The organism is Brevundimonas sp. M1A4_2e (assembly GCF_053345555.1).
Window position 1 is genome coordinate 1 of record NZ_JBKFAI010000003.1, and the last position, 24,992, is coordinate 24,992.

Consider the following 24,992-nt stretch of genomic DNA (forward strand, 5'->3'; position numbering starts at 1 on the left):
GACGGCTGCGCAGGCCGCCCTATTGCCAACCCAACCAATCTCTACCCAGATCAACCTCGGACTCTTGTTATGGCTGGATGAGAAACGGGGGTCACGTCACCGGCCACCCGAGAAGACGAAGTTCACCGTCTTCGACGGCAACAGGCGGGTGACCTGCCTAAAACTGCTCGATGACCCGCGCCGAGCGCCGACTACGTAGTTGCAAACCTTCTTTCGGGAGCAGCGCGCACTCTGGAAAGGAGCATTCCCGAAGGAGATCACCTGTCAGGTTGAGACGGATCGCGAGCGCATCGATGAGATCCTTTTCCGCCGACACACCGGCGTACAGAAGGGCATATGCCAGAGCACGTGGCATGATCGGATGACGGCGACCCTGCGAAGCCCGCCACGCCAGGCGGGTCAAAACCTTCCGCCAAGCCGGCGAAGGTAAAGCCGAGTGCGAAAGCGACACCCACGGTCCGCACCCGCTCATTCCACAAAAGGATGTCAGCCTCGTTTGGCCGGGCCGGCTCCAGCGCCATCATTAAATTTATAAAGAGCTCCAGTTCCATCTGGACCTGCACAAACACCCGAACGCGATCGCAGTCCTGTTGCGTGTGCTGGTCGAACTCGCGCTTGAGAACTACATCCAGAAGGCGGGCGTAGTCGTTCAAGACGGCGACACACTTGCGAGCCGGCTGGAGAAAGCCGGGCTGCATTTTGAAAGCGGCAGGCAAGATCGACGGGAAGCAGGTCGAGGTGCTCAAGAGATGCAAACAGGGCGATAAGCTCGTCTCGGCCGACACGCTGAACCGCTACGTTCACTCCCCCAACTTCGCGCCGTCGCCTGAACACCTGATGTCGATGTGGGACAGCCTGGCCGACATCGTGGTGGAAATGCTGAAAGCATGACCGCCAGCAGATGTTCTTGATTTATTCCGATTCCCATCACAGGCTCCTCACAGGAGCTCAGTGATGAAGTTCGACAACCTCAATAAGTACCGCGTCGGCGGGACTGATAGCAAAATGCAGTTGGCTGTTCGACCGCCAAGTACGCCGTCGGGGCGGATTTACAGGTTTTCGCCTAACGAGGAGGCTCACCCTCGGCACTTCGTCCTCGGAAATGTGACGCCGGATTTTGAGGTTACGAAGGAGGCGCGCGAACGCATGAAACTGGAGCCGCGATCCCAGAAAACTGTGTGTCCCTACAGCGGAACAATCGGAAGCGACGATAGCTTCTGGCACCCTGACGACAAGAAGGCCGCTATCGATACCGTCAAACAGGCTGCCCTTGCTGACATGCAGGCGGCCGTTTCGGACATGCTCAAGGGCGTCGCCGGTCGTTCGAAATACATCACGTACAAACCAGGTGCCCGCACACCGAAGCCGCGTCTAGTTTTCCGCCGCGCCGATCTACTCCGCGAACTGGTGTGCGATCACTGTGGCCGGGACTACGGCGTTTACGCGATCGGCCTTTTCTGCCCGGATTGCGGAGCGCCGAACCTGCGGCTTCACTTCGAGCGCGAGCGGCAACTCGTGAATGCACAGGTCGAGATTGCGGAGGCACAAGGCGCCGGTCTTGAGGAACTGGCCTATCGGCTTCTGGGCAATGCCCATGAAGATGTGCTCACCGCTTTCGAAGCCACGCTGAAGACCGTCTATCTCTACGGCATCGAAAACAGGTCAGAAGGCGCTCCAGCGGTGAAGCCCGTGGGAAATGACTTTCAAAACCTCGAGCGGGCGGAGAAGCGATTCAAGAATCTCGACTTCAATCCGTTTGCGAACCTCGAAGTCGCGGACCTCGCGACCCTTCGCCTCAATATCCAAAAGCGTCACATCATCGGTCACAACCTCGGTGTCGTAGATTCCAAGTTTGCCGAGCACGCTGAAGAAGCCCGCCTAGGTGAAACCGTGGTCCTCGTCGGTGATGACATCAGGCGGTTCGCGTCAATCTGTCAGAGCGTCGTTGATTGCCTTGATGAGTGGCTCTGCGGCGCGCCGTCGCCGGCGATTGGGGAGTCCAACGAGGCAGGGTCCAAGCCAGCCGAACCTAAGGAGGCGAAGTCGATGACGCTAGACGATCTCAAGCTCGACGTCAGCGAGCTAGCGAAGAAGGTCGGGCTCTGGATGGCGATGCAGTCTGAACACGGACTGGAGAATCCGCCGCGTGGCAGTGATGCCCAGACGGCCTTTCCCGAGGCGTCGGAGCGAGACTTGGCAAAGGCGTTAGCCGAGCTGGAGAGTGAAGGCTTCGTCACCCTCACTCGCACGACGAACCGCGCGGTTCCGTATTTTTCGATGACGTCGGACATCTATGCGGTCTTTGATCCGATCGCCTGCAACACCGATCCTCATCGTGACGCCTGCACTCTGATCCGCCGCATCCTTGATGAGGCCAAGGAGAAGAACCAAACGCATCTGAGCGTAAGTGCCCGCAAGCTACTTGAGGAAACCGGCTGGACACATCGGCGACTGAACCCTGCTCTAAGCCTTATGATCGCTCAGGTCGCGAGTGGGCGTGTGAGCAAGACGATCGACCGGGAATTCGCCGCGCGCTCGTTCATCATGATGGCTGAAGACGAGCTGGCGCTGGAACGCTTTTTGAAACGCGTCGGCGGATAAGGGCGGCGATTTCTCCGCAGGCGCGAGCGCTATTCCTCTTCCAACTCGGGCGGACGATACTGGTCGGTCGCTTCGTTCTTGATGTCCGACAGTTTCTGAAGGTCTTCAACAAGCTGCTCGGATGGTTCGGGATGAGCCAACGCGATCAAGCCGATGATCGAGAGGCCGAAATCGAGACAGGCGCAAAGGCCCCGCACGGTTTCGATATGTGTCGAGCCATAGAGCGCGGTGAGCGTGACGGCGGTGTAATTGTCGTCGCGCTCGTCGTCGATCGACAAGTGCCCTGCAACGCCTTTGACGTTCGGGTGGGCACCATAGTCGATCGCACCCTCGTACGCCTCCTTGGCGAGCCCGTAGATGTCCGGCGCTGACGTCTTCAGGAAGGCAGCGCCCTGTTCGAACGTGAATGCCTTGCGACACGCCTTCTTGTCGGCTTCGCTTCGATGCCGGCGGGTCCAAACGTCAGAAAGGGTCGGGTCGCGTTCGATAAGAACGGCGTAGCTCGCGGATTCGAGCGCTGTTCTCAGCAGCGGGAACACCGCTGCGGAATGACCGCTAAGGGCCATCCGTGCGCCGGCCAAGAACATCATGCAGGCGTTCATCGACAGGACGAAACCAAGGCCGGGCGACTTGACGGCATGCTGCAAGAGGTCTCGACGCATATAGTCGTCGTATCGTCGCAAAGCGCTGACGAGCTCATCGTCGCCACCGAGCAGATCTATCGCCGTCTCATCGGCAGCCTTCATGTAGTGGTCGAGACCCTCGCCCATTTGCAGGATTGGATCGCCTCGTTCGGACGTCATCACGGCGCTCCTCGGTGACCTGCATGAGTTCGCGGAGCGCCTGTCGACATGTCAATATTCCTGCGGGGCATACATTTCGTCGGGGTAAGGCAAACGGTTTGCGGTCGAGCGCAACATGCCGAGATATTCCCTGACCGCTGCGTGAAATTCCGAACCGGTGCCAATCGGCCGGTCCTTGAAAGCATGAATGGCGTTTCGTCGAGCCTGCACGAGTTTCAGCAGCGCAAGTTCGTCGGACGGGAAGAGCTTCGCTTTTGACACATACTGGATCAGCGCCTCCAGCATCAGTCCGTCAGGGTCGAGAAGCTTTCCCTTCTTCCACGCCGGCGTCTGTTTCAGCGTGTCCAGGTCGTTCTTGTAATCCTCGTAATAGACCGCGAGGAATAGCTTCACCGTACCTTCGATTAGGCTGCCCAGGTTCGCCCAGCCGAGAATGAGGTCGCCATCTTCGATGCTGTCAGGCGGCTCCACCGCCCAGTGTTTCAACGATCTTGAAAGGGACACCTGCCAGTCGAGCCGTGACTTGCTCATCAACTCGGCGGCGTCGGCCGGAGCCCATCCGTGAGATTGCGACCAGAATTCTCGCAAGCCCTCGTTCAGAGACTCGATGCGGGAAATCACCTCCGCATAGGGCAGGTTTGCATCCGATGTCGCCGTCGCGTTCTCTTGCAGCGCCTCTAGAAATTTCATGGGCGCTTTCTTCCCGTCATGAACGTGCGAACGCGAGCAACAATCCGATGTCATGGTCATCAGCCGATTTCAAAGCGGCGATGTAGCGCGCGCGTGTCGCGGCGGGCTCTACCAAATTGGCGCTGCCCCATGTGAAGCGAACGCCGCCTAGACTGACAATCAAAAGATCGGCTGCGAGGCGTGAGTGCCGCCCGTTGCCGTTGGGAAACGGGTGGATCGCAACGAGACGGTGGTGAAATCGCACGGCGATCTCGTCGATCGGGAACGTGTTGTGCTCGATCCAGTATTTCACGTCGCCTATCAGCGTGCGGAGTTCCACGCCGATGAGGTAGGCCGCGATACCGATGTTGCGTTCTGTGTTCCGAAAGGTGCCGGCCCACTGCCACACACCGCCGAGCATCCGCTTATGCAGTGCGAGAAGAAAATCTTCGTCGAGCACGTCGCGCTTGCGTCTGAACGCCCAGCGATCGGCATCGGCGATACCGATTTGCTCCGCCTCGTTTAGCTGCGCGCGTGTCGTGATGTAGGTCGGGATAAGCTGCGCGCGCTCATCAGGTGTGAGCGGTGTTGCGGCATCGTCTTCGGCGTCGAAGAGAGGATCGTTCACGGCTCATCCCAAAGGCGACTGCCGTCGCGGCTCAAATCCTCGGCAAGGCGATTGATCTGATCGGTGAGGTCGGAACGCGCGACGGCCTGATCTTCAAGTCGCATCGTGTGGTTCACGCGGGCGAGCTGCGCTTCGGCGAGTTTGCGCGACTGCGCACGCACCATCGCCTCGAGTGACTGGTTAGGTACAATTGCGTAGACGAGCGTGCAGTTCATCGCCTCGGCGGCGTCGCGCAAACTGTTGAGCGTTGTCGTGCCTGCCACCTCTCCTTTTTCGAGAGCGGTGATCGTCGTATGGGTTTTCCCCATCCTTGTTGCGAGCTGGCGAGAAGTCAGACCCAAGGCATCACGGATCGCGCGCAGCCAGCCTTTCGGCGGGCGCGTCGTGTTCTTGATCGAAATCCGCTCAAACTGCTTATCCAAGTGCTTGCGGGCGAGCGCTTGGCTGTCGCTGCGTTTGGCCATAGTCAACCATCCTTTGGGTTTATGGTTCTCTATAGTCGACCAAAAATCAAGTTATCAGTGCATCATAGTCAACCAGATGGGGGAATTCCGTATGACTATGACGCAGGAAAGCCATCGAGCTTGGCAGAACAGGAATATGGCCCTCTATCCTGCGCAGGGCTTTGAAACTCAGTCGCGTCGGCGGCTACAGCGAACCGGTCATCGATCTGGCAACCCTGCTCGATCTGCGACGTCCCGGCCTCTATAGCTACGCCAAGGCAGACGTTCTGCTTCGATCTGTACCAGCCTTCGGAACTGCCGATCGACCATCTCTTTGCCAACCGTGATCCCGCTCGATCGCAGGCGCTTATGGCTGCGCTCGACCCATCAACGGCACCACACGCCTTGAGGATGTCCTCTGTGCAAGGTCATAGTGGAGAATGGCGAAGCTGAGCAGACCTGTTGACAAACACCTGATCGAGAGCGCGAACAAATGCTTCGACAATGGATATCGCCTTCTTGAGGACCGGTACGCGCTTGAGTTCCTCACCGTGTTTGCCGGTCGCTATTACAATGCCATGATCGCACAGGAGGAGTTTGCGAAAGCCTTCATGCTCCTCTTGGTGAAGGATGATGTGATCCCCTTCACGCCCGCAGTCGTTCGAGCAATGAACGACCATGTTTGCAAACAGCTCGTGGGCATGATCATGGAGTACGTGATCATGCATTGGGACAACGCGAATAAGTATATGGAGATGGTCCGAGCGGATATCGAACTAGGAGACTGCTTTCCGCAGGACATCGGAAGCGCCCTTCAGCTCCTGCGCTATGAGAAGATTGGCCGCTGGGAAAGCGGCACGTGGGTTTGGGGGGAAGATCCCAACTATGAGAAATCTGCGCTAGCAATCGCCGAGGGGAAAAAAGATCGCCGGAAGCAGGACGCGCTCTATGTCCGCATCGGGAAGGATGGCCGTGCTTTAAGCATTCCCGATCAAATCGCGTTGGCAGACACAACGGAAGAGGAAGAGCGAGCCAGCCGGTACGGCGGACTCGTTCATGCGGCGCTCAAAGGCGGGCCGCAGGGCTACCGCTATGACAAGACGATTGCAGCTTTGAAACTGCTTTTCGGCCCACCGGGCAGCTAAGCCGCAATGGTGGCTTTAAGAGGCTCTTCGAACTGACGGTGTATATCAGCAGTCTCGGCCAATCGTTTTTCAGCATCTGACTATATTGGTCGATTGTATTGAGATCGGCTTTGATCTCGTCGGTATTCGGCGTTGGAACCTGCTTTCCCGCTGCCTGATCGTGTCCTGAAAATCGGAGACGTGCTTAATTGCAAAGAACACTTTCTTGTAGGCGTCATCGCTGACGATGACCCCACGGAGGCTTTGCATTTGAAGACCTGCGCTGTAGCGCGCCACTACCTTACCAAGAGCATTTCCTCGACCAATCGCCCATGTTTCGCGGAAGGAGCCATGACAGCATGCAGTTCCAGCACCGGCCTCTTGTCCTTGTAAGCCGCAAGTGAACGTCAGGCCTTCAGTCGAATGCCAGGGCCGCCGGTGGCGTCCGCAGGAATGAAAATCACGCCAGCGGCTTCCAAAACCTGCTGAACCTTATCGAGTGTTCGAGATTGCATGTCTCCACGCTCGGACTCGAACCGTTGGATGGTAGAGGGCGCGACGCCTGCCGCTGCGGCGAGGTCTCTCACGCCCAGCCCGACTGCAGTTCGCGCGAGCTTGACCTGTAGCGGAGTAATAATCGGCACGGTGTGCTCCTATATGAATACACCGTGTTGACTTTGTCGGGTCGGTGTGATCATCTTTGCGCACCCTGTTCTGAAATGCCAGCCAACATCCGGGTTCGCGGAGGCTGCTCATGCCAACTGATCTAAGCTCCTCTCAGCCCAGAAAGTGGAGGCGACTCTCTTCAGAGTGTCGGCTGGCTATCGCATTCGCCCGTAACGCCCGAGCCTTCCACGCGATGGCCTGGATTGGCGATGACCGCGTCGGCGCCCAGTCGGCCTATCATTCCGCCATTGCCATTGAACTGGGCCTCAAAGCCTATCTCATGCATCGCGGCTTCTCTGACGATTGGACCCGCGTCTGGCTGCGTCATGACCTGAGCAAGGCGCTCCGCTGCGTCAGGATGCTGGGATTTGAGGGCGTTCCTGACGGTATTGGCGAACTCGCTGCGGTGCTCGGCCCGCTTTATGGCTCAGGGGCCCTGCGCACCGGCATGAAGCCGGACCTCCCGCTTCCGCCCGAAGTCGCCGATCACGTCATCTGTGACCTTCTGAGCGCCGTGGAGGCGGCAATAGGGATCGACAGCGGGACAGATCGGTGACCCCTTCGCCATCGCAGTCCGCCGAGGAAGACCGCCAGCGCCGGGCTCTTGTTGCCGTGATCCGCCGACTGCCCCGGCGCTGTCGGGATGTCTTCATCCTGCATCGCTTCGCCGGAATGCCTTTGGAGCAGATCGCCGAGCACTTGGGCATCGGGAAAAGAGCGGCCGAAGCGCGTTTGGCGGCGGCGCTCGTTCGGCTGAGCCGGGCCATTGATAAGGCGGGCGGCGAAGAGGACTCTGAGCGCTCGTGAGGGTCTAGGGCAGGATAGGCTTTGCGCCGGCATTGTCTGACAAGCGGAGCCGTATTGACCCTCATTTTGGGGTGAGGAGCAGCGCCGCCCGCCCGCTTCAACCCCGCTTCGCGCCCTGCGGGCTGCGGCAAGCGCCGCAGGCGTTGACCCGGTCGGCCGCCGCCGCTGAGGGCTGGGCGTGATCGATGGATCGATCCGCTTTGCAGGGAAGCGGCGGCCGTAGTTTTACGAGGGTGAGGTTCCGAATATGCGCGCAGTTTTAGAGCGATCAGCTTGGCGGCTATGTATGTCCAGCCGTCATCAGAGCCGGAGGCGCGTCGGCGCCAGACTCCGCAAGCCCGGCCAGTTGGCGTACAATCGGCCGTCCGCGTCACCCACACCTGGCCTGATGATCTCCCGATCACCTCGGCCGAGCTCCAGGCGGTGGAGGCGTGGCTTGGCGAGGTGCTCGACGAGGTTCTGGGTCCGCGCCTCTGAGAGGAGCAGAACATGAGCCGCAAAGCCGTCACCACAGGCGTTCAGACCCGCGCCGCCCTCTATCTCCGCGTCTCGACCGGACGACAGGCCGTCAACGACCTCTCCATTCCTGACCAGCGCCGTCAGCTTGAAGCCTATTGCGAGACCAAGGGCTGGGAGGCGACCGCAGAGTATGTCGAGCCGGGCAACACCGCCACCGACGACCGGCGTCCATCCTTCCAATCCATGATTGAGGCGGCCCTGACCAAGCCGCCCGCCTTCGACGTAATCGTGGTGCACAGCTTCTCGCGGTTCTTCCGCGATCAGTTCCAGTTCGAGTTCTATGTGCGGAAGCTGGCGAAGAATGGGGTGCGGCTCGTGTCCATCACCCAGGAGCTGGGCGACGATCCCATGAGCGTGATGATGCGCCAGATCATGACGCTCTTTGACGAGTATCAGTCTCGCGAGAACGCCAAGCACACCCTACGCGCTATGAAGGAGAATGCCCGCCAGGGCTTCTGGAACGGCGCCCGGCCGCCCATCGGCTACCGCATCGTCGCGGCCGAGCAGCGCGGGGCCAAGATCAAGAAGACCTTGGAGATTGACCCGCTCCAAGCCGAGACGGTTCGCACCATCTACCGCTGGGCGCTGACCGGCGACGGAGCGCAGGGACCGATGGGTTTAAAGACCATCGCCACACGCTTGAACGATCAGAACGTCCGAACCAGAGACGGCGGGCGCTGGGGCATCAGCGCTGTCCATCAGATCCTGACCCGCTCGACCTATATGGGCGAGCACCGGTTCAACACCCGCGACCACAAGACCAAGGCGCCGAAGCCTGAGGCGGAACACGCCATCATGGCTGTTCCGGCCATAGTGTCGAAGGCGGACCACGAGGCTGTTCGAGCGCGTCTCGCCTCTCGGAATCCTAAGTGGACCCCGCCTCGCGTCTCCACCGGCCCAAACCTGCTGACGGGCATTTGCTTCTGCGGCGCCTGTGGCGGCGCCATGACTCTGAGGACGGGAAAGGGCAGCGCGGGCGGCCAGTACCGCTACTACGCCTGTTCGACTAAGGCCCGCATGGGCGAGGTAGGCTGCAAGGGCCTCGCCGTCCCGATGCACAAACTCGATGACGCCATCATCGACCACCTCGAATCTCGCTTGCTCGATCCGCATCGTCTAGCGGCGCTGATGGAACAACTTTTAGATCGGCGGGAGGAATGGGCCGATCAGCGGCGCACCCACATCGCGGAGATGCGCAAGCGCGCCACCGAGGCAGACGCCAAGCTCAATCGGCTCTACGAGGCTATCGAGAACGGTCTGCTGTCGCCGGACGACGCCTCGCTGAAGGATCGAGTGGCTGAACTTTCAGGCATCCGCGATCAGGCCAGAGCAGACGCCGAGCGGATCAGCGCGTCAGTAGATCGGCTGGCGCCGACGATCACGCCGGACGCCCTAACCCGCTTCGCCAGCGCCGCACGGCGTAAGCTGCGGGATTGCACCAGCGGTTATCGGCGGGATCACCTCCGAGCTCTGACACAGCGGGTGGAGGTCATCAGCAAGACAGAGGCGCGCATCATCGGCTCACGAACCGAGCTTCTGCGGGCCTTAGCGTCTAGCGATGGTGGAAGTTACGCCGCCGCTGGCGGAGTTCTCGGTTTTAAACCGAAGTGGCGCACCCGACAGGATTCGAACCTGTGACCTCTGCCTTCGGAGGGCAGCACTCTATCCAGCTGAGCTACGGGTGCGTCTGCGGCGACGAGGCCGGACGGCGGTGCTTACAGCATGGGCGGGGCGGTCTCAATCCCTGAACTGCGTCCGCCGGCCGCTTCTTGGCGAGCGGCGCGCGAAGGCCTAGCGTCAGGGACGAGAGAGGGAGATGTCCATGCGCGCTACCACCATCGCCGCCCTGGCGGGCGCCGTCGCCGTTCTGGCCGCCTGCGCGGCGACGCCGAAGCCGAACGCCGACAGTCTGGACGCCGTGGCGCGCGATTACGTCGCCCTGACGCTGGAGATCGGCGAGCGCGAGCCGGGTTATGTCGACGCCTATTACGGCCCGGCGCAGTGGGCCGAGACGGCCAAGGCGCAGCCGCGCGCCCTGCCCCAGCTGGCCAAGAGCGCGGCCAACCTCTCCCAGCGCCTGGACGCCCTGCCGGAGGCTGGGTTGGACGCCCAGAGCCGCCAGCGCCGCGCCTATCTGAAGGCCCATGTCGCGGCGGCCTCGGCGCGGCTGCGGATGCTGCAGGGCGAGAAGCTGGGGTTCGCCGATGAGGCCGAGGCCCTGTTCGGAGTGCGGCCGGAACTGCGGCCCTTGTCGTCCTATGATCCGGTGCTGGCGCGCATCGACGCCCTAATCCCCGGCGAGGGGCCGCTGGCGGAACGGGTCGCCGCCTTCCGCGCCCGCTATGTCATCCCCAAGGACCGGCTGGACACGGTGATGCGCGCCGCCATCGGCGAGTGCAAGGCGCGCACCGAGCGCCGCATGACCCTGCCCGCCGGCGAGACCTTCACGCTGGAGTTCGTCAACGACAAGCCGTGGTCCGGCTACAACTGGTTCAAGGGCGGCTCTTTCAGCCTGATCCAGGTGAACACCGATCTGCCGATCTATATCGACCGCGCGGTCGATCTGGGCTGCCACGAAGGCTATCCCGGCCACCACGTCTACAACGCCCTGCTTGAGCAGACCTTCGTCAAGGACAAGGGCTGGGTCGAGATGAGCGTCTATCCCCTGTTCAGCCCCATGTCCTTCATCGCCGAGGGCAGCGCCAACTACGGCATCGACCTGGCCTTCCCTGGCCATGAACGCACCGAGTTCGAGGCCCAGGTGCTGTATCCGCTGGCCGGGCTGGACCCGGCGACAGCCGAGGCGCAGACGCAGCTGCTGGCCCTGACGCGCGAGCTGGCGCGGGCGGAATATACGGTGGCGGACGCCTATCTGGCGGGGCGCATCGACCGCGAAACGGCGCTGGATCAGCTGCAGAAATACAGCCTCGTGCCGCGCGACCGCGCGGCGCAGCGGTTGGGCTTTATCGAGACCTATCGTTCCTACATCATCAACTATGGCCTCGGCCGCGACATGGTGCAGGCCTGGGTCGAGCGGCAGGGGCCGGACCACTGGAAGACGATGGAGCAATTGCTGGCCAGCCAGACGCTGCCGGTCGACCTGAACTAAGGGTGATCGCAACCCGCGCCGGACCGCCGGCGTTAAGGCAAAGGTTCCTATCTCAGAGGGGTTCACCCATGCGCATCCGCACCTTGACCATCGCCGCCGCCTCCGTCCTGGCGCTCGGCGCCGCCGCCTGCACCCAGGCCGAGCAAAACCAAGCCGAGGCCAACGCCGAAGCCGCCGGCGGCAAGGCCGCCGACGTCGCCGCCCAGACCGGCGAGGTGGTCGAATCCGGCGCCATGAAGGCCGCTCAGGCGGTCGAGGAAGGCGCGGGCAAGGTCGCCGACAAGCTGGAGTCCAATCAGGCCGAGGCCGCCGCCGAGGGACGCCCCGGCGCCGTCGATCCGGCCACGGACACGCGCGTTCCCCACAAGAACTGATTAGCAGGCGCTAGACGCAAAAAAAGGGGCGCGCTGCATTCGCTGCGCGCCCCTTTTTCTTGCCCCGAAGGGCGGAGGGAATCTCAAGCCGCGTCGGGTCGGGAGGTCCCGAAGGGCCGACGATCGCGGCCCGCTCAACTGCGCTCAAGTCGCGAGGGTCCGCGACCCGAGCATAGCGCCCTCAGATGTGTATGGCGTGCCCGAGCGCCCGTAGGCTGGCTTCGTGGAAGGCTTCGCCCAGCGTCGGGTGGACGTGGATGGTTCCGGCGACATCCTCCAGCACCGCGCCCATTTCCAGCATCTGGGCGAAGCTGTTGGACAGCTCCGACACGTGCTGGCCGACGGCCTGGACGCCCAGCAGGCGGTGGTCCGACTTGGAGGCGATGACGCGGACGAAGCCGCCGTCCTCGCCGGCCTCGATGGCCAGGGCGCGGCCGATGGCGGCGAAGGGGAAGACCGCCTGGATCACGTCGTCGCGGCCCTTGACGTCGTCAGGACCGAGGCCCGCCGAGACGATCTCCGGCTCGGTGAAGCAGACGGCGGCGATGGTGGTCGGGTCGAACACGCGATCATGACCGGCGATGATTTCGGCCACGACTTCACCTTGCGCCGAGCCCTTGTGCGCCAGCATAGGTTCGCCGGTCAGGTCGCCGATGGCCCAGACGTTCTTCATGCTGGTGGCGCAGCGATTGTCGATCTTCACGAACGGGCCGTTCATGGCCACCCCCATGTTCTCCAAGCCCCAGCCCTGGGTCCGCGCGCGGCGGCCGACGGTGACCAGCACCTTGTCGGCATTCAGCTGCATCGGGTTTCCGTCCTTGTCGGTGACGTTCAGCTTGCCGTCGCCGAACCCTCCCGCGCGGGCGCCGAGCAGCAGCTGCACGCCGTGTTTCTCCAGCCATTTGGCGACCGGGTCGGTCAGGGCCTTGTCGTAGAGCGGCAGGATGCGCTCGGCCATCTCGACGATGGCGACTTCGGCGCCCAGCTTGCGGAAGGCGATGCCCAGCTCCAGGCCGATATAGCCGCCGCCGACGACGACCAGCTTCTTGGGAACCTCGGGCAGGCTCAGGGCCTCGGTGGACGAGATCACGTCGCCGCCGAAGGGCAGGAAGGGCAGTTCGACCGGCTCCGACCCTGTGGCCAGGATGACGTGTTCGGCGGTGATGCGGATGTCGCCGTCGTCGGTTTTCACGGTGCAGGTCTTGGCGTCCGAAAACTCGGCCCAGCCCTTGATGACCTTGACCTTGGCCTTCTTCAGCAGGGCGGCGACGCCGGCGTTCAGCTTTTTGACCACGCCGTCCTTCCACTCGACCGTCTTCGACAGGTCGATGGCCGGGGTGGAGGCGGTGATGCCCAGCGTGCCCGCGTCGGACGCGGCCTTGGCCACCGTTTCAAACTTGCCCGCCGCGTGGATGATGGCCTTGGAGGGGATGCAGCCGACGTTCAGGCAGGTGCCGCCGAGACCGGGCGACGCATCCACCAGCACGGTCTCCAGACCCAACTGGCCGCAACGGATGCCTGCGACATAGCCGCCGGTTCCGGCGCCGATGATCAGGACTTTGGTCTTGAGGGTCTGGGTCACCTGTTCAGGCTCCTTAGTCGATCAGCTGCCGCCCGAAGAGCTTCGGCGATACGCGGATCGTAGATGAAACGCGGTCCATCACTGTCGATGATGGACCAGCCAGAGTTGGGAAGAAGACGTGTCGGCAAGCCGTTACGTCTCAGATAGAGCACCACGACCGTGCCGCGCTCGGGAGGAAAGAAGCCGCATTCCCTGTCGACGCCGTTGATATGCCGCATACGGTGGATCTCCTCGGGGCCGACAGTCCCTTTGATGATCGCCACGGTGCGCCAGGTTAGCCGCGCATGGTCGCGCGTGAGCCAAGCACGTCCATCGAGCCGAGCCAAAACGACGCTGTCAGCTTGATCCCAATGCAAGCGCTGCCTTGCAAGATCTGCAGAATGGTCAGCATCGAACATCACCGTGCAGGCGATGGTGGCGCTCGGTCCCAAGAGGCACAGTATGAATGCGCCAAAGGCTGCTGCGAGCGACGTTCGCATTCCGCTCTACATCCACAAGGTCGCCGGGTTCTCCAGCAGGTCTTTGATTTTCTGCACGAAGACCGCCGCGTCATGGCCGTCGACGATGCGGTGATCGAAGCTAGAGGACAGGTTCATCATCTTGCGCACGACCATCTGGCCGTTCCGCACCACGACGCGCTCCTCGATCTTGTTCGGACCGACGATGGCGACTTCCGGGTGGTTGATGATGGGCGTGTGCACCACGCCGCCGAGCGTGCCCAGCGAGGTGATGGTGATGGTCGAGCCGGACAGCTCCTCACGCTTGGCGCTGCCGTCCTTGGCGGCGCCCGAGACGCGGGCGATCTCCTCGGCCGTGTCATAGGCGTCGCGCGCCTCGGCGTGGCGGACGACCGGGACCATCAGGCCGTTCGGCGTCTGGGCGGCGATGCCCAGATGGACGGCGTTGTGCTGGGTCAGCACGCCCGCCTCGTCATCATAGGTGGCGTTGATGTTCGGCTGGTCCTTCAGGGCCACGACGATGGCGCGGGCGATGAAGGGCAGGACGTTCAGCTTGGGCTTCCCCGTGCCTTTGTTCTGGGCGTTCAGGTGGGCGCGCAGCTCTTCCACCGCCGTCATGTCGATGTCCTCGACATAGGTGATGTGCGGGATGCGACGCACGCTCTCGGCCATCTTCTCCGCGATCTTGCGGCGCAGGCCGATGATGCGGACCTCGTTGGTGCCTTCGGCCTTGACGTAGAGCGAACCGCCCGAGGCTGTGGCGGGGGCAAACGTGCCGCCACGCGCGACGAAGGCGTCCAGATCGGCGTGCTCGATGCGGCCCGCGGGGCCGCTGCCCGGCACGAAGACCAGGTCGATTCCCAGATCCCGCGCGCGGTTGCGCACGGCGGGCGAGGCCAGCGGGCGCTCGCCCGGCTGGCGGCCGGTCACGGCGGGAACGGGCCTGGCGTCGGCCTTGGGCGCAGCAGCAGACTTGGCGGCCGGTGCGGCGACAGGCGCAGGCGCGGCCTTCTCGGCCTTGGCGGCAGGCGCCGGAGCGGCGGCGGGGGCTTCGGCGACGTTGCCCTTGCCCGCCACGTTGAAGCTGACCAGCGGGCCGCCGACGGCGATCTGCTGACCGGCTTCGCCGTGCAGGGCGACGACGACGCCGGAGACCGGGCTGGTCAGTTCGACCGTCGCCTTGTCGGTCATGACCTCGGCCAGAATCTGGTCTTCCTCGACCGTGTCGCCGACCTTCACGTGCCAGCCGACCAGTTCGGCTTCAGCGGTGCCTTCGCCGACGTCGGGCAGTTTGAAGACGTGGTTGGCTCCGGGTGCGGCCGTCGGCCCCTCCGTCGCCTTCGGCGCCACCTCCCCATTGGCATGGGGAGGAGAAAGCGAGGGCTTTTCCTCCCCACCTTGTGGGGAGGGGGACCGCGTAGCGGTGGAGGGGCTTTCGGCGACCGCTTCCGCATTGCCTTCGCCCTCGACCTCGAACTCGGCCAGCGGGCCGCGCACGGCCATCATCTGGCCGGGCTCGCCGTGCAGGGCGGTGACGACGCCCGCGACCGGGCTGGTCAGCTCGACCGTGGCCTTGTCGGTCATGACGTCGGCGACGATCTGATCCTCGGCGACGGTGTCGCCGACCTTGACGTGCCAGCCGACCAGTTCGGCCTCGGCGGTGCCTTCGCCAACGTCAGGAAGCTTGAAAACAAAACGACCCATCTTAGCGACCTCCCATCATGACGGCTTTCAGCGCGTCGGCGACCCGCTGCGGTCCGGGGAAATATTCCCATTCAAAGGCGTGCGGATAGGGCGTGTCCCAGCCGGTCACGCGCGCCACCGGCGCCTCCAGGTGATAGAAGCAGCGCTCCTGCACCAGAGCGCTCAGCTCGCCGCCGAAGCCCGAGGTTTTGGGCGCCTCGTGCACGATGACGCAGCGGCCGGTCTTCTTGACCGAGGCCTCGATGGCTTCGATGTCCAGCGGCACCAGGGTGCGCAGGTCGATGACCTCGGCGTCCACGCCCGCGTGCTCGGCGCCGGCCAGGGCGACCCAGACCATGGTCCCATAGGCTAGGATGGTCACGTCATTGCCTTCGCGCATCACGCGGGCCTTGCCGATCGGCTCGACGTATTTGCCGGTCGGGACCTGGGCCAGGTCCTGGGCCTTCCAAGGGCTGACCGGCTTTTCGTGCCAGCCGTCGAAGGGGCCGTTGTAGAGGCGCTTGGGCTCGAAGAAGATGACCGGGTCGTCGTCCTCGATCGCCGCGGTCAGCAGACCCTTGGCGTCATAGGGGTTGGACGGGATCACCACCTTCAGGCCGGCGATGTGGGTGAACAGGCTTTCCGGCGACTGGGAGTGCGTCTGGCCGCCGAAGATGCCGCCGCCGTAGGGGCTGCGCACCACCATCGGCGTGGTGAACTGGCCGCCCGAACGATAGCGCATCTTGGCCGCTTCGGAGACGATCTGGTCGTAGGCTGGATAGATGTAGTCGGCGAACTGGATCTCGACCACCGGGCGCAGGCCATAGGCGGCCATGCCGATGGCCGTGCCGACGATGCCGGATTCCGAGATCGGGGCGTCGAAGCTGCGGTTCAGGCCGTGCTTCTTCTGCAGGTGGTCGGTGACGCGGAAAACGCCCCCGAAATAGCCCGCGTCCTCGCCATAGGAGACGACCGTGGGGTCTTCGGCCATCTTGACGTCCAGGGCCGAGTTCAGGGCCTGGATCATGTTCATCGGCGCAATGGCGGGGCCGTCCGGGGCGACCGACGCCGGGGCGTCCTTCTGGTCGACCATGTCGGCTTCAATCTTGTCGTTGATCTCGGCCATGACTCAGACTCCCACTTCGCGGCGCTGTTCGATCAGGCGCCAGTCCTCGGTCGCATAGACCTCTTCGAACATGGTCTTCACGCTGGGGCGCGATTGGCCCAGGGTGCCGATGGCCTCGGATTCACGGGCGGCGGCGCGGACCTTCTCGACCGCTTCCTTCTCGGCTTCTTCCTGCTGTTCGTCCGACCATTCGCCCAGGCCGATCAGGTGTTGCTTCAGGCGGGCGATCGGATCGCCCAGCGGCCACTTCTCGTGCTCGTCGCCAGGGCGGTAGCGGCTGGGATCGTCCGAGGTCGAGTGCGGGGCGCCGCGATAGGTGAACAGTTCGATGATCGTCGCGCCCTGATTGGTTCGGGCGCGCTCCTCGGCCCACTGGGTCGCGGCCCAGACGGCCAGGAAGTCATTGCCGTCGACGCGCAGGGCCGGCAGGCCATAACCGATGCCCTTGGACGCGAAGGTGGTCTCAAGTCCGCCGGCGATGCCCTGGAAGGACGAGATGGCCCACTGGTTGTTGACGATGTTCAGGATGACCGGCGCGCGATAGACGGCGGCGAAGGTCAGGGCCGAGTGGAAGTCGCTCTCGGCCGTCGAGCCGTCGCCGATCCAGGTGATGGCGATCTTGTCGTCGCCGCGGATGGCCGAGGCCATGCCCCAGCCCACGGCCTGAACATACTGCGTGCCCAGATTGCCCGAGATGGTGAAGAAGCCGTAGTCCTTGGCCGAATACATGATCGGCAGCTGGCGGCCCTTGATGGGGTCTTCGGCGTTCGAATAGATCTGGTTCATCATGGTCGCGAGCGGATAGTCGCGCGCGATCAGAAGGCCCTGCTGGCGATAGGTCGGGAAGCCCATGTCCTCGCGGCTCAGGATCATCCCTTGCGCGACCGCAATGGCCTCTTCGCCGGTGCACTTCATATAGAAGCTGGTCTTGCCCTGGCGGTGGGCGCGGTGCATCCGGTCGTCGAAGGCGCGCGTCAGGATCATGGCCTTCAGGCCGCGACGCATGGTCTCAGGGTCCAGCTTGGGGTCCCACGGCCCGACGGCCTTGCCCTGATCGTCCAGCACGCGGATCAGGCGGAAGGCGTGATCGCGCATCTCGGCGGGGGTCGTGCTGACGTCCGGGCGGGCGACCGCGCCGGGCTCGTCGAGCTTCAAATGGCTGAAATCAGGCGTATCTCCCGGCCGGCCCGAAGGCTCCGGGACGCGCAGCGACAGCGTCGGGGTATTCTTCATCAATGCCTCCCGTCCGGTTGAACCGGCCGCGTTTCCTTATGAACTAGGGCATAGCATGTCGGCTCACTGTTAGCTCTTCCAAAAACACTCTTGCCAAATACCAATTTGAGGTATTTTATTGCGCAGAAAGCAAATTCGGAGAAAGCCTTTGGCCGACGAACTCGACCCCATCGACGCGCGCATCCTTGACATCCTTCAGCAGGACGCAGGCCTGTCCGTCGCGGAGGTGGCTGATCGCGTCGGCCTGTCGGCGTCGCCGTGCTGGCGCCGGATCAAGAGACTGGAGGACTCTGGCCTGATACGCAAGCGTGTCACGCTGCTGGACGCCGGACTTCTGGGCCTGGACTTCGAGGTCTACGCCATCGTCAAGCTGAGCCTGCCGACGCGCGACAATCTGCAAATCTTCGAGGAAGCCGTCGAGGGCTGGCCCGAAGTGGTGCAGTGCGCCACCATCACCGGGCGCGAAGACTATGTCCTGCGCATCATCACCACCGACATGCACGCCTTCGACCAGTTCCTGCGCGACAAGCTGCTGACGCTGGGCATCGTCTCCAACTGCGAGAGCCATATCGTCACGCGCGGGGTGAAGAACGTCACCACCCTGCCGCTGGGGATCATCACGCCGCACGTCGGCTGATCGGCCGCACCGTCCTGACGCCTCGCCGCCTCAGCTGAGGCGGTGGAAGGCGACGGCGTGGACCTTGTCCCGCCCCAGCAGAGCCGCCAAGGGAGCGGTCGCGAACAGGGACGCCACCGCCGCATCGCGCACGTCCAGCCCCCCGGTAAAGGCGCCGAAGGCGGGCATGATCAGCCGCCGCCCGTCCGTCACGAAACACGGACGCCGCACCCCCCGGCCATAGGCGGCGACGCGCGCGGCCGGATGCAGATGGCCCGCGACCTCTCCGGGCGCCGGCTCGATCTGCGGCTCGTGGATCAGATACAGGCCGCCCAGCGCCATCGTCTCGACCACGCGGCCCGGCAGCTGGTCCAGGGCGCCGGCCAGGGCGTCCAGATCATGGTTCCCCTCCAGCCAGACCCAGTCGCGCCCGGCCGCCAGCCTCTCCAGCCGCGCCAGCTGGGCGCCGTCCATGCGCGACACCGCCTTTGAGTCATGAAAGCTGTCGCCCAGCAACACGACCGTGCGCGGGTCCAGCGCGTCGATCTCGGCCTCGAGCTTGGCCAGGGTCGCGGGGCTGTCATAGGGCGGCAGCATCTGGCCGCGCGCCGCAAAGGCCGAGCCCTTCTCCAGGTGCAGGTCGGAGGCGATAAGGGCCTGACGCCTCGGCAGCCACAGGGCCCCGGAACAGCGCAGCACGCAGGCCTCTTCGTTGACCGTCAGCTTCAGCCCGCCGCAGGGATGGCGATAGGGCGATAGGGTTTCGCGCAGGGCGTCGTTCATCGCCCTTCTCCCCTCGGGGGAGAAGGTGGGCGGCGGAGCCGCTCGGATGAGGGGGCTGTATCCGCAGGCAAGCCGCTAAAAGACGAGCACGCAACTGGCGTCCCCCTCATCCGCCTTGCTGCGCAAGCCACCTTCTCCCCCGAGGGGAGAAGGACGCACGATTGCTTCACGCCGCCCCCTTCAGCGCTTCGGGCGCGTCTTCCATGACTTCGGCGATCAGGGCCTCGGCGCTTTCATCCAGGATCATCTCGGCCGCGTCGCCCCCGACCCGTTCACGACCGATCTGCACCAGCACCGGCACGCTGAAGGGCGAGGGCCGGTCCAGCGCCTTATGCACGATGCGGCCGTGGATGCGGCTCAGCAACTGACCCAGCCGCGCCACGTCCAGCAGGCCCGTCGCCGCATCCGCGCGCGCCGTCCTCAGCAGCAGGTGGTCGGGCTGGTGCCGCCGAAGCACGTCATAGATCAGGTCGGTCGAAAAGGTCACTTGCCGTCCGGTCTTCTCGGCCCCCGGCTGACGCTGCTCGATCAGGCCGGAAATCAGCGCACAGTTGCGGAAGGACCGCTTCATCATGAAGCTCTCCTCGAGCCAGGCCTCCAGATCGTCGCCCAGCATGTCCGGCTCGAACAGGGCGTCCAGATCGATGTCGTCCATCGGCCGGATCGACCAGATCGCCAGCGAATAGTCCGTCACCACAAAGCCCAGCGGGCCGACGCCCATCCGGTCCAGTCGCCGGGTCAGCAGCATGGCCAGCGTCGTGTGCGCCAGCCGCCCCTCGAACGGATGGGCGACCAGGAAATGCCGCGTGCCCCTCGGAAAGGTCTCGACCAGCAGGGTCTGGGCTTCAGGGATGGCGCTGCGCAGCTCCTGCAGCTCCAGCCACTCCTGCACGTCGGAGGGCAGGACGCGCCAGTGATCGCGGTCCTGCACCATGCGCCGCACCCGCTCGGCCAGGGACGTGCCCAGCGGGAACTTCGAGCCTCCGTAAGAGGGGATCTTCGGGTCTTTATCCACGGCGGGCGCGACCAGGGCGTCGGTCCCGGCGATGCCCTGGAAGGCCCACACCTGACCGGCGAAGACGAAGGTGTCGCCCGGCGTCATCTGCTCGAAATACCACTCCTCGGCCTCGCCGATCTTGCGGCCAGCGACCAGATGCTTGCCCCCTGCCCTGCGACCGGCGACGCGCACGTTGAGATTGGCCGCCGAGACGATGGCGCCGACGTTCATCCGGTGGCGCTGCGCCATCTGGGCGTTGCGGACCTTCCACTTGCCTTCGCGGGTGCGCACGATACGGGCGAAACGGTCGTAGGTCCGCAGCGCATAGCCGCCGGTGGCGACCAGATCGACCACCTCCTCGAAAGCTTCATAGGTCAGGCCGCGATAGGGGCCGGCCGTCGTCACTTCGGCGTATAGGTCCGACAGATCAAAGGGTTCCGAACAGGCGCAGCCCATGACGTGCTGGGCCAGCGTATCCAGCGTGCCGGTGTGCTCCGGCTCCCAGTCGAAGGCGTTCTCGGCCACGGCCTCGCGCGCGGCCTGGCATTCCAGCATCTCGAACCGGCTGGCCGGGACCATCAGGGCCCGCGAGGGCTCGTCCAGCCTGTGGTTGGCCCGGCCGATGCGCTGCACCAGCCGACTGGCCCCCTTGGGCGCCGCCAGCTGGATTACGAGGTCGACGTCGCCCCAGTCGATGCCCAGGTCCAGCGTCGAGGTGCAGACCACGGCCTTGAGGTCGCCGCGCGCCATCGCCGCCTCGACCTTGCGCCTCTGTTCTGCCGCCAGCGAGCCGTGGTGCAGGGCGATGGGCAGGTCGTCCTCATTGATCGCCCACAGCGACTGGAAGACGAACTCGGCCTGCCAGCGGGTGTTAACGAAGATCAGGCTGAGCTCTGAGCGCCGGATGGCGTCGTAGACCTCTGGGATGGCGTGAACGCCGGTGTGCCCGGCCCACGGCACGCGGCCTTCGCTGACCAGCACGTCGACCACGGGCGGCGCCCCGGGGTCGCCCAAAACAACCCGCACTCCTTCTCCCCTCGGGGAAGAAGGTGGCTCGCGCAGCGAGACGGATGAGGGGGACGCCTGATCCAGACGGTCGGCGTCGAGTTTGTCCCTAACGTCCCCCTCATCCGAGCGGCTCCGCCGCCCACCTTCTCCCCCGAGGGGAGAAGGAGAAAGCCAGTCGGCGATCTTTGCCGGATCGTCCACCGTCGCCGACAGCGCCACCCGCCGCATCCCCGGCGCGAACGCCTGCAACCGCGCCAGCCCCAGCGCCAGCAGGTCGCCGCGCTTGCCGCTCCAGATGGCGTGGACCTCGTCCAGCACCACGCATTTCAGGTCGGCGAAATAGTCCCTCGCCCCCTCCCAGGCGCAAAACAGGGCCAGCTGCTCCGGCGTGGTCAAAAGGATGTCGGGCGGGAAGTCGCGCTGGCGCTGCTTCTTCGACTGTTTGGTGTCGCCGGTGCGGCTCTCTACGTGGATGTTCAGCCCGATCTCGCGGATGGGCGTCATCAGATTGCGCTCGACGTCGGTCGTCAGGGCCTTCAGCGGCGACAGATAGAGGGTGTGAACGCCCGAGCCCGGCCCCGTTTCGGGTCGAGGCCCCCGTTCGGCCAGGTCGATCAGGCTGGGCAGAAAGCCCGCCAGCGTCTTGCCCCCGCCGGTCGGCGCCACCAGCAGGGCGTGCTGACCGGCCTGCGCGGCGGCGACCATCTCCAGCTGATGCCGGCGCGGCGACCAGCCCCGACCGGCGAACCAGTCGGCGAACAGAGGCGGAAGCGTTGCAGTGCGCGGCGTCGTCACGACAGGCCTATAACATGTTCCCGTTCCGTTTCATCACCTCTGGCGCTATTGAGCGAGAGTGACTGTTGAATCCGCCGACATCCGGACCGTTCCGTCCCTGACGTTCGACCTGCCCCCCGCGCTGGCCACCCCGCCGGGGGCCGGGGCCGTGTGCGACGATCAGGGCGCGAGGAAGATCGGGCGAGGGGCCGCCGAGGGCCTGTTCACCGGCGGCGCCGTCATCGTCGCCCACGCCGGACTGACCGCGCGGCGTCTGGGCCTGGCGCCGCCGCCGCGCTCGGCCGAAATGCTGGATGCGCTGGAGCTGTTCGCCTTCGTGCGCCCGGCCCGGTTTTGCGCCCCGTCGGCCACCGGGCTGGCGCTGGCCCTGGGGCGCGAGGAGCCGCGGGGCGCCGAGGCCCAGGCCGCCGCCCTGCGCGCCGCCGCCGCCGACCTGCTGGCCGAACTGGCCGCGCCCGCCTACCCAGGGCGGGAGGAGGCCTATGCGCTGGCCCTGACGCTGGAACGGGCGGGCTGGGGCTGGGCGCCGCGCGTGCTTCAAGCCCTGCGCGCCGGGCCGTTGCGCGACCGCCAGCAACGCGGCTCGGGCCTCGACGTCTGGGCCCGGCTTCAGGAGTGGGAGGACGAGGCGCCGCGCGGCGAGGCCGGGTCGGCCCCCGTCGACTCTGAGAGCGCCCGCATCCGTCTGGACAAGCTGCTTCAGGCCTCGGGTCTGGACGAGACGCGGCCCGCCCAGTCCGACTATGCGGCCGAGGCGGCTTACGCCTTCTCGCCGCGCAACGAGGAGGGGCGTCCGCGCGTCCTGCTGGCCGAGGCGGGGACCGGCACGGGCAAGACCCTGGGCTATCTGGCGCCCGCCAGCCTGTGGGCCGAGCGCAACGCCGGCGCGGCGTGGATCTCGACCTACACCCGCGCCCTGCAACGCCAGATCGACCGCGAGAGCCGCGCCCTGTGGCCCGACGAGGCCGAGCGGCGGCGCAAGACGGTGGTGAGGAAGGGCCGCGAGAACTATCTCTGCCTGCTGAACCTCCAGGACATGGTGCAGGCGGCGCAGCTGGGCAACGGCGACCTGATCGGCATGGCCTTGGCCGCGCGCTGGGCCGCCCATACCCGCGACGGCGACATGACCGGGGGCGACTATCCCGGCTGGCTGCCGGGCCTCTATGCGACCGCGCCCATGCATCAGGCGGGACCGGCCAATCTGGTCGACCGGCGCGGCGAGTGCGTCCACGCCGCCTGTCCCCACTATCGCCTGTGCTTTGTCGAAAAGACCATCCGCGCCAGCCGCCGGGCCGATCTGGTGGTGGCCAATCATGCGTTGGTGATGACCCAGGCCGCCTTCGACGGCGCCCGCACCGCGCGGGGCCTGAAGCAGGACGGCGAGACGGCGGCGCTGAAGCGCATCGTCTTCGACGAGGGCCACCACCTGTTCGACGCCGCCGACAGCGCCTTCTCCGCCTGCCTGTCGGGGCAGGAGGCGGCCGAGCTGCGCCGCTGGATCCGCGGGCCGGAGGGACGCGGCCGTCGCGGGCGCGGGCTCGAGCAACGGCTGGGCGACCTGTGCGCCGACAACGAGGCCGCCCGCGCGGCCCTGACCGACGCCTTGCGCGCGGCGGCGCAACTGCCCGGCGAAGGCGTGTCCGGCCGCATCGCGCCGGCGTCCGGCGAAGTGAACCCCATCGGCCCGATCGAGCGCTTCCTGGTGGCGGCGCTGGAGCAACTGCGCGCTCGCGCCGCCGAGAGCGGCGGGACCGAGTTCGGCCTGGAGTGCCCGCTGCATCCGGTCACCGAGCCGGTGCTGGCGGCCGCGCGCGAGGCGGCCAAGGCCATCGCCGACCTCGAGGCGCCGCTGCTGACCCTGTCGCGCCATCTGGAAGACATCCTCGACGAGGAGGCGGCCGAGCTGGACGGCGCCGCCCGCGCCCGCATCGAGGGGGCGCTGCGCGGCATGGACCGGCGCGCGCGCATGACCCTGCCCGGCTGGCGCTCCATGCTGGCGGCGCTGGAGGAGGGCGGCCCAGATGGCGACATGGGGCCCGATCCCGATTACGTCGACTGGCTGAGCGCGGAGGCCGCGTTCGGCCGCATCCACGACGTGGCCTTGCGTCGTCACTGGATCGACCCGACCGTGCCGCTGGAGGCGGCGGTGGTCATGCCCTCGCACGGGGTGCTGGTGACCAGCGCCACCCTGTCCGATCCGGCGGCCGATGACCCCTTTGACCTGGCCCGTCTGCGCACCGGCGCGGCGCGCCTGATCGAACCGGCGCGGACGCTGAAGGTGGACAGCCCGTTCGACTATGCGACCAACAGCCGGGTCATCGTCGTCAATGATCTGGTCAAGGACGACCCGCGCCAGATCGCGGCGGCCATGCGCGAACTGTTCCTGGCGGCGGGCGGCGGAGGCTTAGGGCTGTTCACCGCCATCCGTCGGTTGAAGGCGGTCTATGAACGGCTGGGGCCGGAGCTGGCGCGGGCGGGCCTGCCGCTCTACGCCCAGCACGTCGATCCGCTGGAGGTCGGGGCGCTGGTCGATGTTTTCCGCGCCGAGCGGGACAGCTGCCTGCTGGGCACCGATGCGGTCAGGGACGGCGTGGACGTGCCGGGGCGCTCCTTACGCGTTCTGGCCTTTGACCGCGTGCCCTGGCCGCGCCCGGACCTGCTGCACAAGGCGCGGCGCGAACGGTTCGGCACGGGCTCGGGCGGGCGCTCCTGGGACGACGCCCTGGCGCGCGGGCGGATCGCTCAGGCGTTTGGTCGCCTGATTCGCCGGGCGGACGACCGGGGCGTCTTCGTCATGCTGGACGCCGCCTGCCCGACCCGCCTGTTCGCCGCTCTGCCGCCGGGCACGGAGGTGCTGCGGTTGGGGCTGGCCGAGACGGTGGAGTTGACCAAGGCGTTCCTCGCTTCATCTTCATCATCGTCCGATGAAGCCTAGCCGCGAACCGGCGCCGCCTTCGCCTTTATGGCG

Annotated in this window: 23 protein-coding genes and 1 tRNA gene; 11 read left to right on the forward strand and 13 right to left on the reverse strand. The window is 65.1% G+C overall.

Features of this window, described 5'->3' with window-relative positions:
• The 3 genes from ACLBV5_RS06980 to ACLBV5_RS06990 all read left to right on the forward strand — a co-directional run.
• Window positions 1–199: hypothetical protein (locus tag ACLBV5_RS06980; RefSeq protein WP_447605221.1), on the forward strand; the 199-nt coding region annotated here is incomplete at its 5' end.
• Window positions 200–666: 467 nt separating this feature from the next.
• The gene (locus ACLBV5_RS06985) at window positions 667–891 is read left to right on the forward strand and encodes a hypothetical protein (protein ID WP_447605222.1); all 225 of its coding nucleotides are present in this window, start codon (window positions 667–669) and stop codon (window positions 889–891) included.
• A 63-nt stretch (window positions 892–954) separates the two neighbouring features.
• Window positions 955–2,601, forward strand: a complete 1,647-nt coding sequence (locus ACLBV5_RS06990) for a hypothetical protein (RefSeq protein WP_447605223.1) — start codon at window positions 955–957, stop codon at window positions 2,599–2,601.
• A gap of 29 nt (window positions 2,602–2,630) precedes the next feature.
• On the opposite strand, the gene ACLBV5_RS06995 is transcribed toward ACLBV5_RS06990, so the two are convergent.
• From ACLBV5_RS06995 to ACLBV5_RS07010, 4 genes are read right to left on the reverse strand one after another with little or no spacing between them, the layout of a single operon-like run.
• Entirely contained in the window at window positions 2,631–3,404 is a 774-nt protein-coding gene (locus ACLBV5_RS06995; RefSeq protein WP_447605224.1) for a hypothetical protein, read from the reverse strand.
• Between the two features lie 51 nt (window positions 3,405–3,455).
• Entirely contained in the window at window positions 3,456–4,094 is a 639-nt protein-coding gene (locus ACLBV5_RS07000; protein WP_447605225.1) for a hypothetical protein, read from the reverse strand.
• A 16-nt stretch (window positions 4,095–4,110) separates the two neighbouring features.
• On the reverse strand, window positions 4,111–4,701 hold the full coding sequence (locus ACLBV5_RS07005; RefSeq protein WP_447605227.1) for a mobile mystery protein B: 591 nt from the start codon (window positions 4,699–4,701) through the stop codon (window positions 4,111–4,113).
• Entirely contained in the window at window positions 4,698–5,165 is a 468-nt protein-coding gene (locus ACLBV5_RS07010; protein ID WP_447605228.1) for a mobile mystery protein A, read from the reverse strand. Before ACLBV5_RS07010 ends, ACLBV5_RS07005 begins: the two co-directional genes overlap by 4 nt.
• 419 nt (window positions 5,166–5,584) lie before the next feature.
• On the opposite strand from ACLBV5_RS07010, the gene ACLBV5_RS07015 reads away from it, so the two are divergent.
• On the forward strand, window positions 5,585–6,289 hold the full coding sequence (locus ACLBV5_RS07015) for a hypothetical protein (protein ID WP_447605229.1): 705 nt from the start codon (window positions 5,585–5,587) through the stop codon (window positions 6,287–6,289).
• A 386-nt stretch (window positions 6,290–6,675) separates the two neighbouring features.
• Here ACLBV5_RS07015 and ACLBV5_RS07020 read toward each other — a convergent pair whose 3' ends face one another.
• Window positions 6,676–6,912: a helix-turn-helix domain-containing protein gene (locus tag ACLBV5_RS07020; protein WP_447605230.1), complete on the reverse strand. Its 237-nt coding sequence runs from the start codon at window positions 6,910–6,912 to the stop codon at window positions 6,676–6,678.
• A gap of 215 nt (window positions 6,913–7,127) precedes the next feature.
• Here ACLBV5_RS07020 and ACLBV5_RS07025 point away from each other — a divergent pair, with 215 nt between their 5' ends.
• The 3 genes from ACLBV5_RS07025 to ACLBV5_RS07035 all read left to right on the forward strand — a co-directional run bounded on the left by ACLBV5_RS07025 (window position 7,128) and on the right by ACLBV5_RS07035 (window position 9,898).
• On the forward strand, window positions 7,128–7,490 hold the full coding sequence (locus ACLBV5_RS07025) for a hypothetical protein (RefSeq protein ID WP_447605231.1): 363 nt from the start codon (window positions 7,128–7,130) through the stop codon (window positions 7,488–7,490).
• On the forward strand, window positions 7,487–7,741 hold the full coding sequence (locus ACLBV5_RS07030) for an RNA polymerase sigma factor (RefSeq protein WP_447605232.1): 255 nt from the start codon (window positions 7,487–7,489) through the stop codon (window positions 7,739–7,741). Before ACLBV5_RS07025 ends, ACLBV5_RS07030 begins: the two co-directional genes overlap by 4 nt.
• Before the next feature lie 489 nt (window positions 7,742–8,230).
• Window positions 8,231–9,898 carry a recombinase family protein gene (locus ACLBV5_RS07035; protein WP_447605233.1) on the forward strand — a complete coding sequence of 556 codons (1,668 nt, stop codon included), beginning with the start codon at window positions 8,231–8,233 and terminating at the stop codon, window positions 9,896–9,898.
• Here the strand turns inward: ACLBV5_RS07035 and ACLBV5_RS07040 are convergent.
• Window positions 9,869–9,945: transfer RNA gene (locus ACLBV5_RS07040), tRNA-Arg, on the reverse strand. The two genes, ACLBV5_RS07035 and ACLBV5_RS07040, sit on opposite strands and share 30 nt — an antisense overlap.
• A 137-nt stretch (window positions 9,946–10,082) precedes the next feature.
• Between ACLBV5_RS07040 and ACLBV5_RS07045 the strand changes: the two genes are divergently transcribed.
• Window positions 10,083–11,369: a hypothetical protein gene (locus tag ACLBV5_RS07045; RefSeq protein ID WP_447605234.1), complete on the forward strand. Its 1,287-nt coding sequence runs from the start codon at window positions 10,083–10,085 to the stop codon at window positions 11,367–11,369.
• Window positions 11,370–11,437: 68 nt separating this feature from the next.
• Window positions 11,438–11,743 (forward strand): hypothetical protein, encoded by a 306-nt coding sequence (locus ACLBV5_RS07050; protein ID WP_447605235.1) that lies wholly within the window; start codon window positions 11,438–11,440, stop codon window positions 11,741–11,743.
• Window positions 11,744–11,924: 181 nt separating this feature from the next.
• Here ACLBV5_RS07050 and lpdA read toward each other — a convergent pair whose 3' ends face one another.
• The 5 genes from lpdA to ACLBV5_RS07075 are packed head-to-tail and all read right to left on the reverse strand — an operon-like array spanning window position 11,925 to window position 17,825.
• Complete coding sequence (gene lpdA / locus ACLBV5_RS07055) at window positions 11,925–13,325, reverse strand: dihydrolipoyl dehydrogenase (protein ID WP_447605236.1); 1,401 nt, start codon at window positions 13,323–13,325, stop codon at window positions 11,925–11,927.
• Window positions 13,322–13,804 (reverse strand): hypothetical protein, encoded by a 483-nt coding sequence (locus tag ACLBV5_RS07060; RefSeq protein ID WP_447605237.1) that lies wholly within the window; start codon window positions 13,802–13,804, stop codon window positions 13,322–13,324. The genes lpdA and ACLBV5_RS07060 overlap by 4 nt, the downstream gene beginning before the upstream one ends.
• Before the next feature lie 6 nt (window positions 13,805–13,810).
• Window positions 13,811–15,487 (reverse strand): 2-oxo acid dehydrogenase subunit E2, encoded by a 1,677-nt coding sequence (locus ACLBV5_RS07065; RefSeq protein ID WP_447605238.1) that lies wholly within the window; start codon window positions 15,485–15,487, stop codon window positions 13,811–13,813.
• Window position 15,488: 1 nt separating this feature from the next.
• Window positions 15,489–16,592 (reverse strand): alpha-ketoacid dehydrogenase subunit beta, encoded by a 1,104-nt coding sequence (locus ACLBV5_RS07070; protein WP_208542137.1) that lies wholly within the window; start codon window positions 16,590–16,592, stop codon window positions 15,489–15,491.
• A gap of 3 nt (window positions 16,593–16,595) precedes the next feature.
• A complete protein-coding gene (locus tag ACLBV5_RS07075) occupies window positions 16,596–17,825 on the reverse strand; it encodes a thiamine pyrophosphate-dependent enzyme (protein WP_447605239.1) in 1,230 nt (409 codons plus the stop codon).
• Between the two features lie 148 nt (window positions 17,826–17,973).
• Here ACLBV5_RS07075 and ACLBV5_RS07080 point away from each other — a divergent pair, with 148 nt between their 5' ends.
• Window positions 17,974–18,462, forward strand: a complete 489-nt coding sequence (locus ACLBV5_RS07080; protein WP_025976636.1) for an Lrp/AsnC family transcriptional regulator — start codon at window positions 17,974–17,976, stop codon at window positions 18,460–18,462.
• A 30-nt stretch (window positions 18,463–18,492) separates the two neighbouring features.
• Here ACLBV5_RS07080 and pdeM read toward each other — a convergent pair whose 3' ends face one another.
• Both pdeM and ACLBV5_RS07090 read right to left on the reverse strand, forming a co-directional pair.
• Window positions 18,493–19,224, reverse strand: a complete 732-nt coding sequence (pdeM, locus tag ACLBV5_RS07085; protein ID WP_447605240.1) for a ligase-associated DNA damage response endonuclease PdeM — start codon at window positions 19,222–19,224, stop codon at window positions 18,493–18,495.
• Between the two features lie 166 nt (window positions 19,225–19,390).
• Window positions 19,391–22,024: a ligase-associated DNA damage response DEXH box helicase gene (locus ACLBV5_RS07090; RefSeq protein WP_447605241.1), complete on the reverse strand. Its 2,634-nt coding sequence runs from the start codon at window positions 22,022–22,024 to the stop codon at window positions 19,391–19,393.
• Between the two features lie 58 nt (window positions 22,025–22,082).
• Here ACLBV5_RS07090 and ACLBV5_RS07095 point away from each other — a divergent pair, with 58 nt between their 5' ends.
• Entirely contained in the window at window positions 22,083–24,959 is a 2,877-nt protein-coding gene (locus ACLBV5_RS07095; protein ID WP_447605242.1) for an ATP-dependent DNA helicase, read from the forward strand.
• Window positions 24,960–24,992 lie beyond the last annotated feature (33 nt).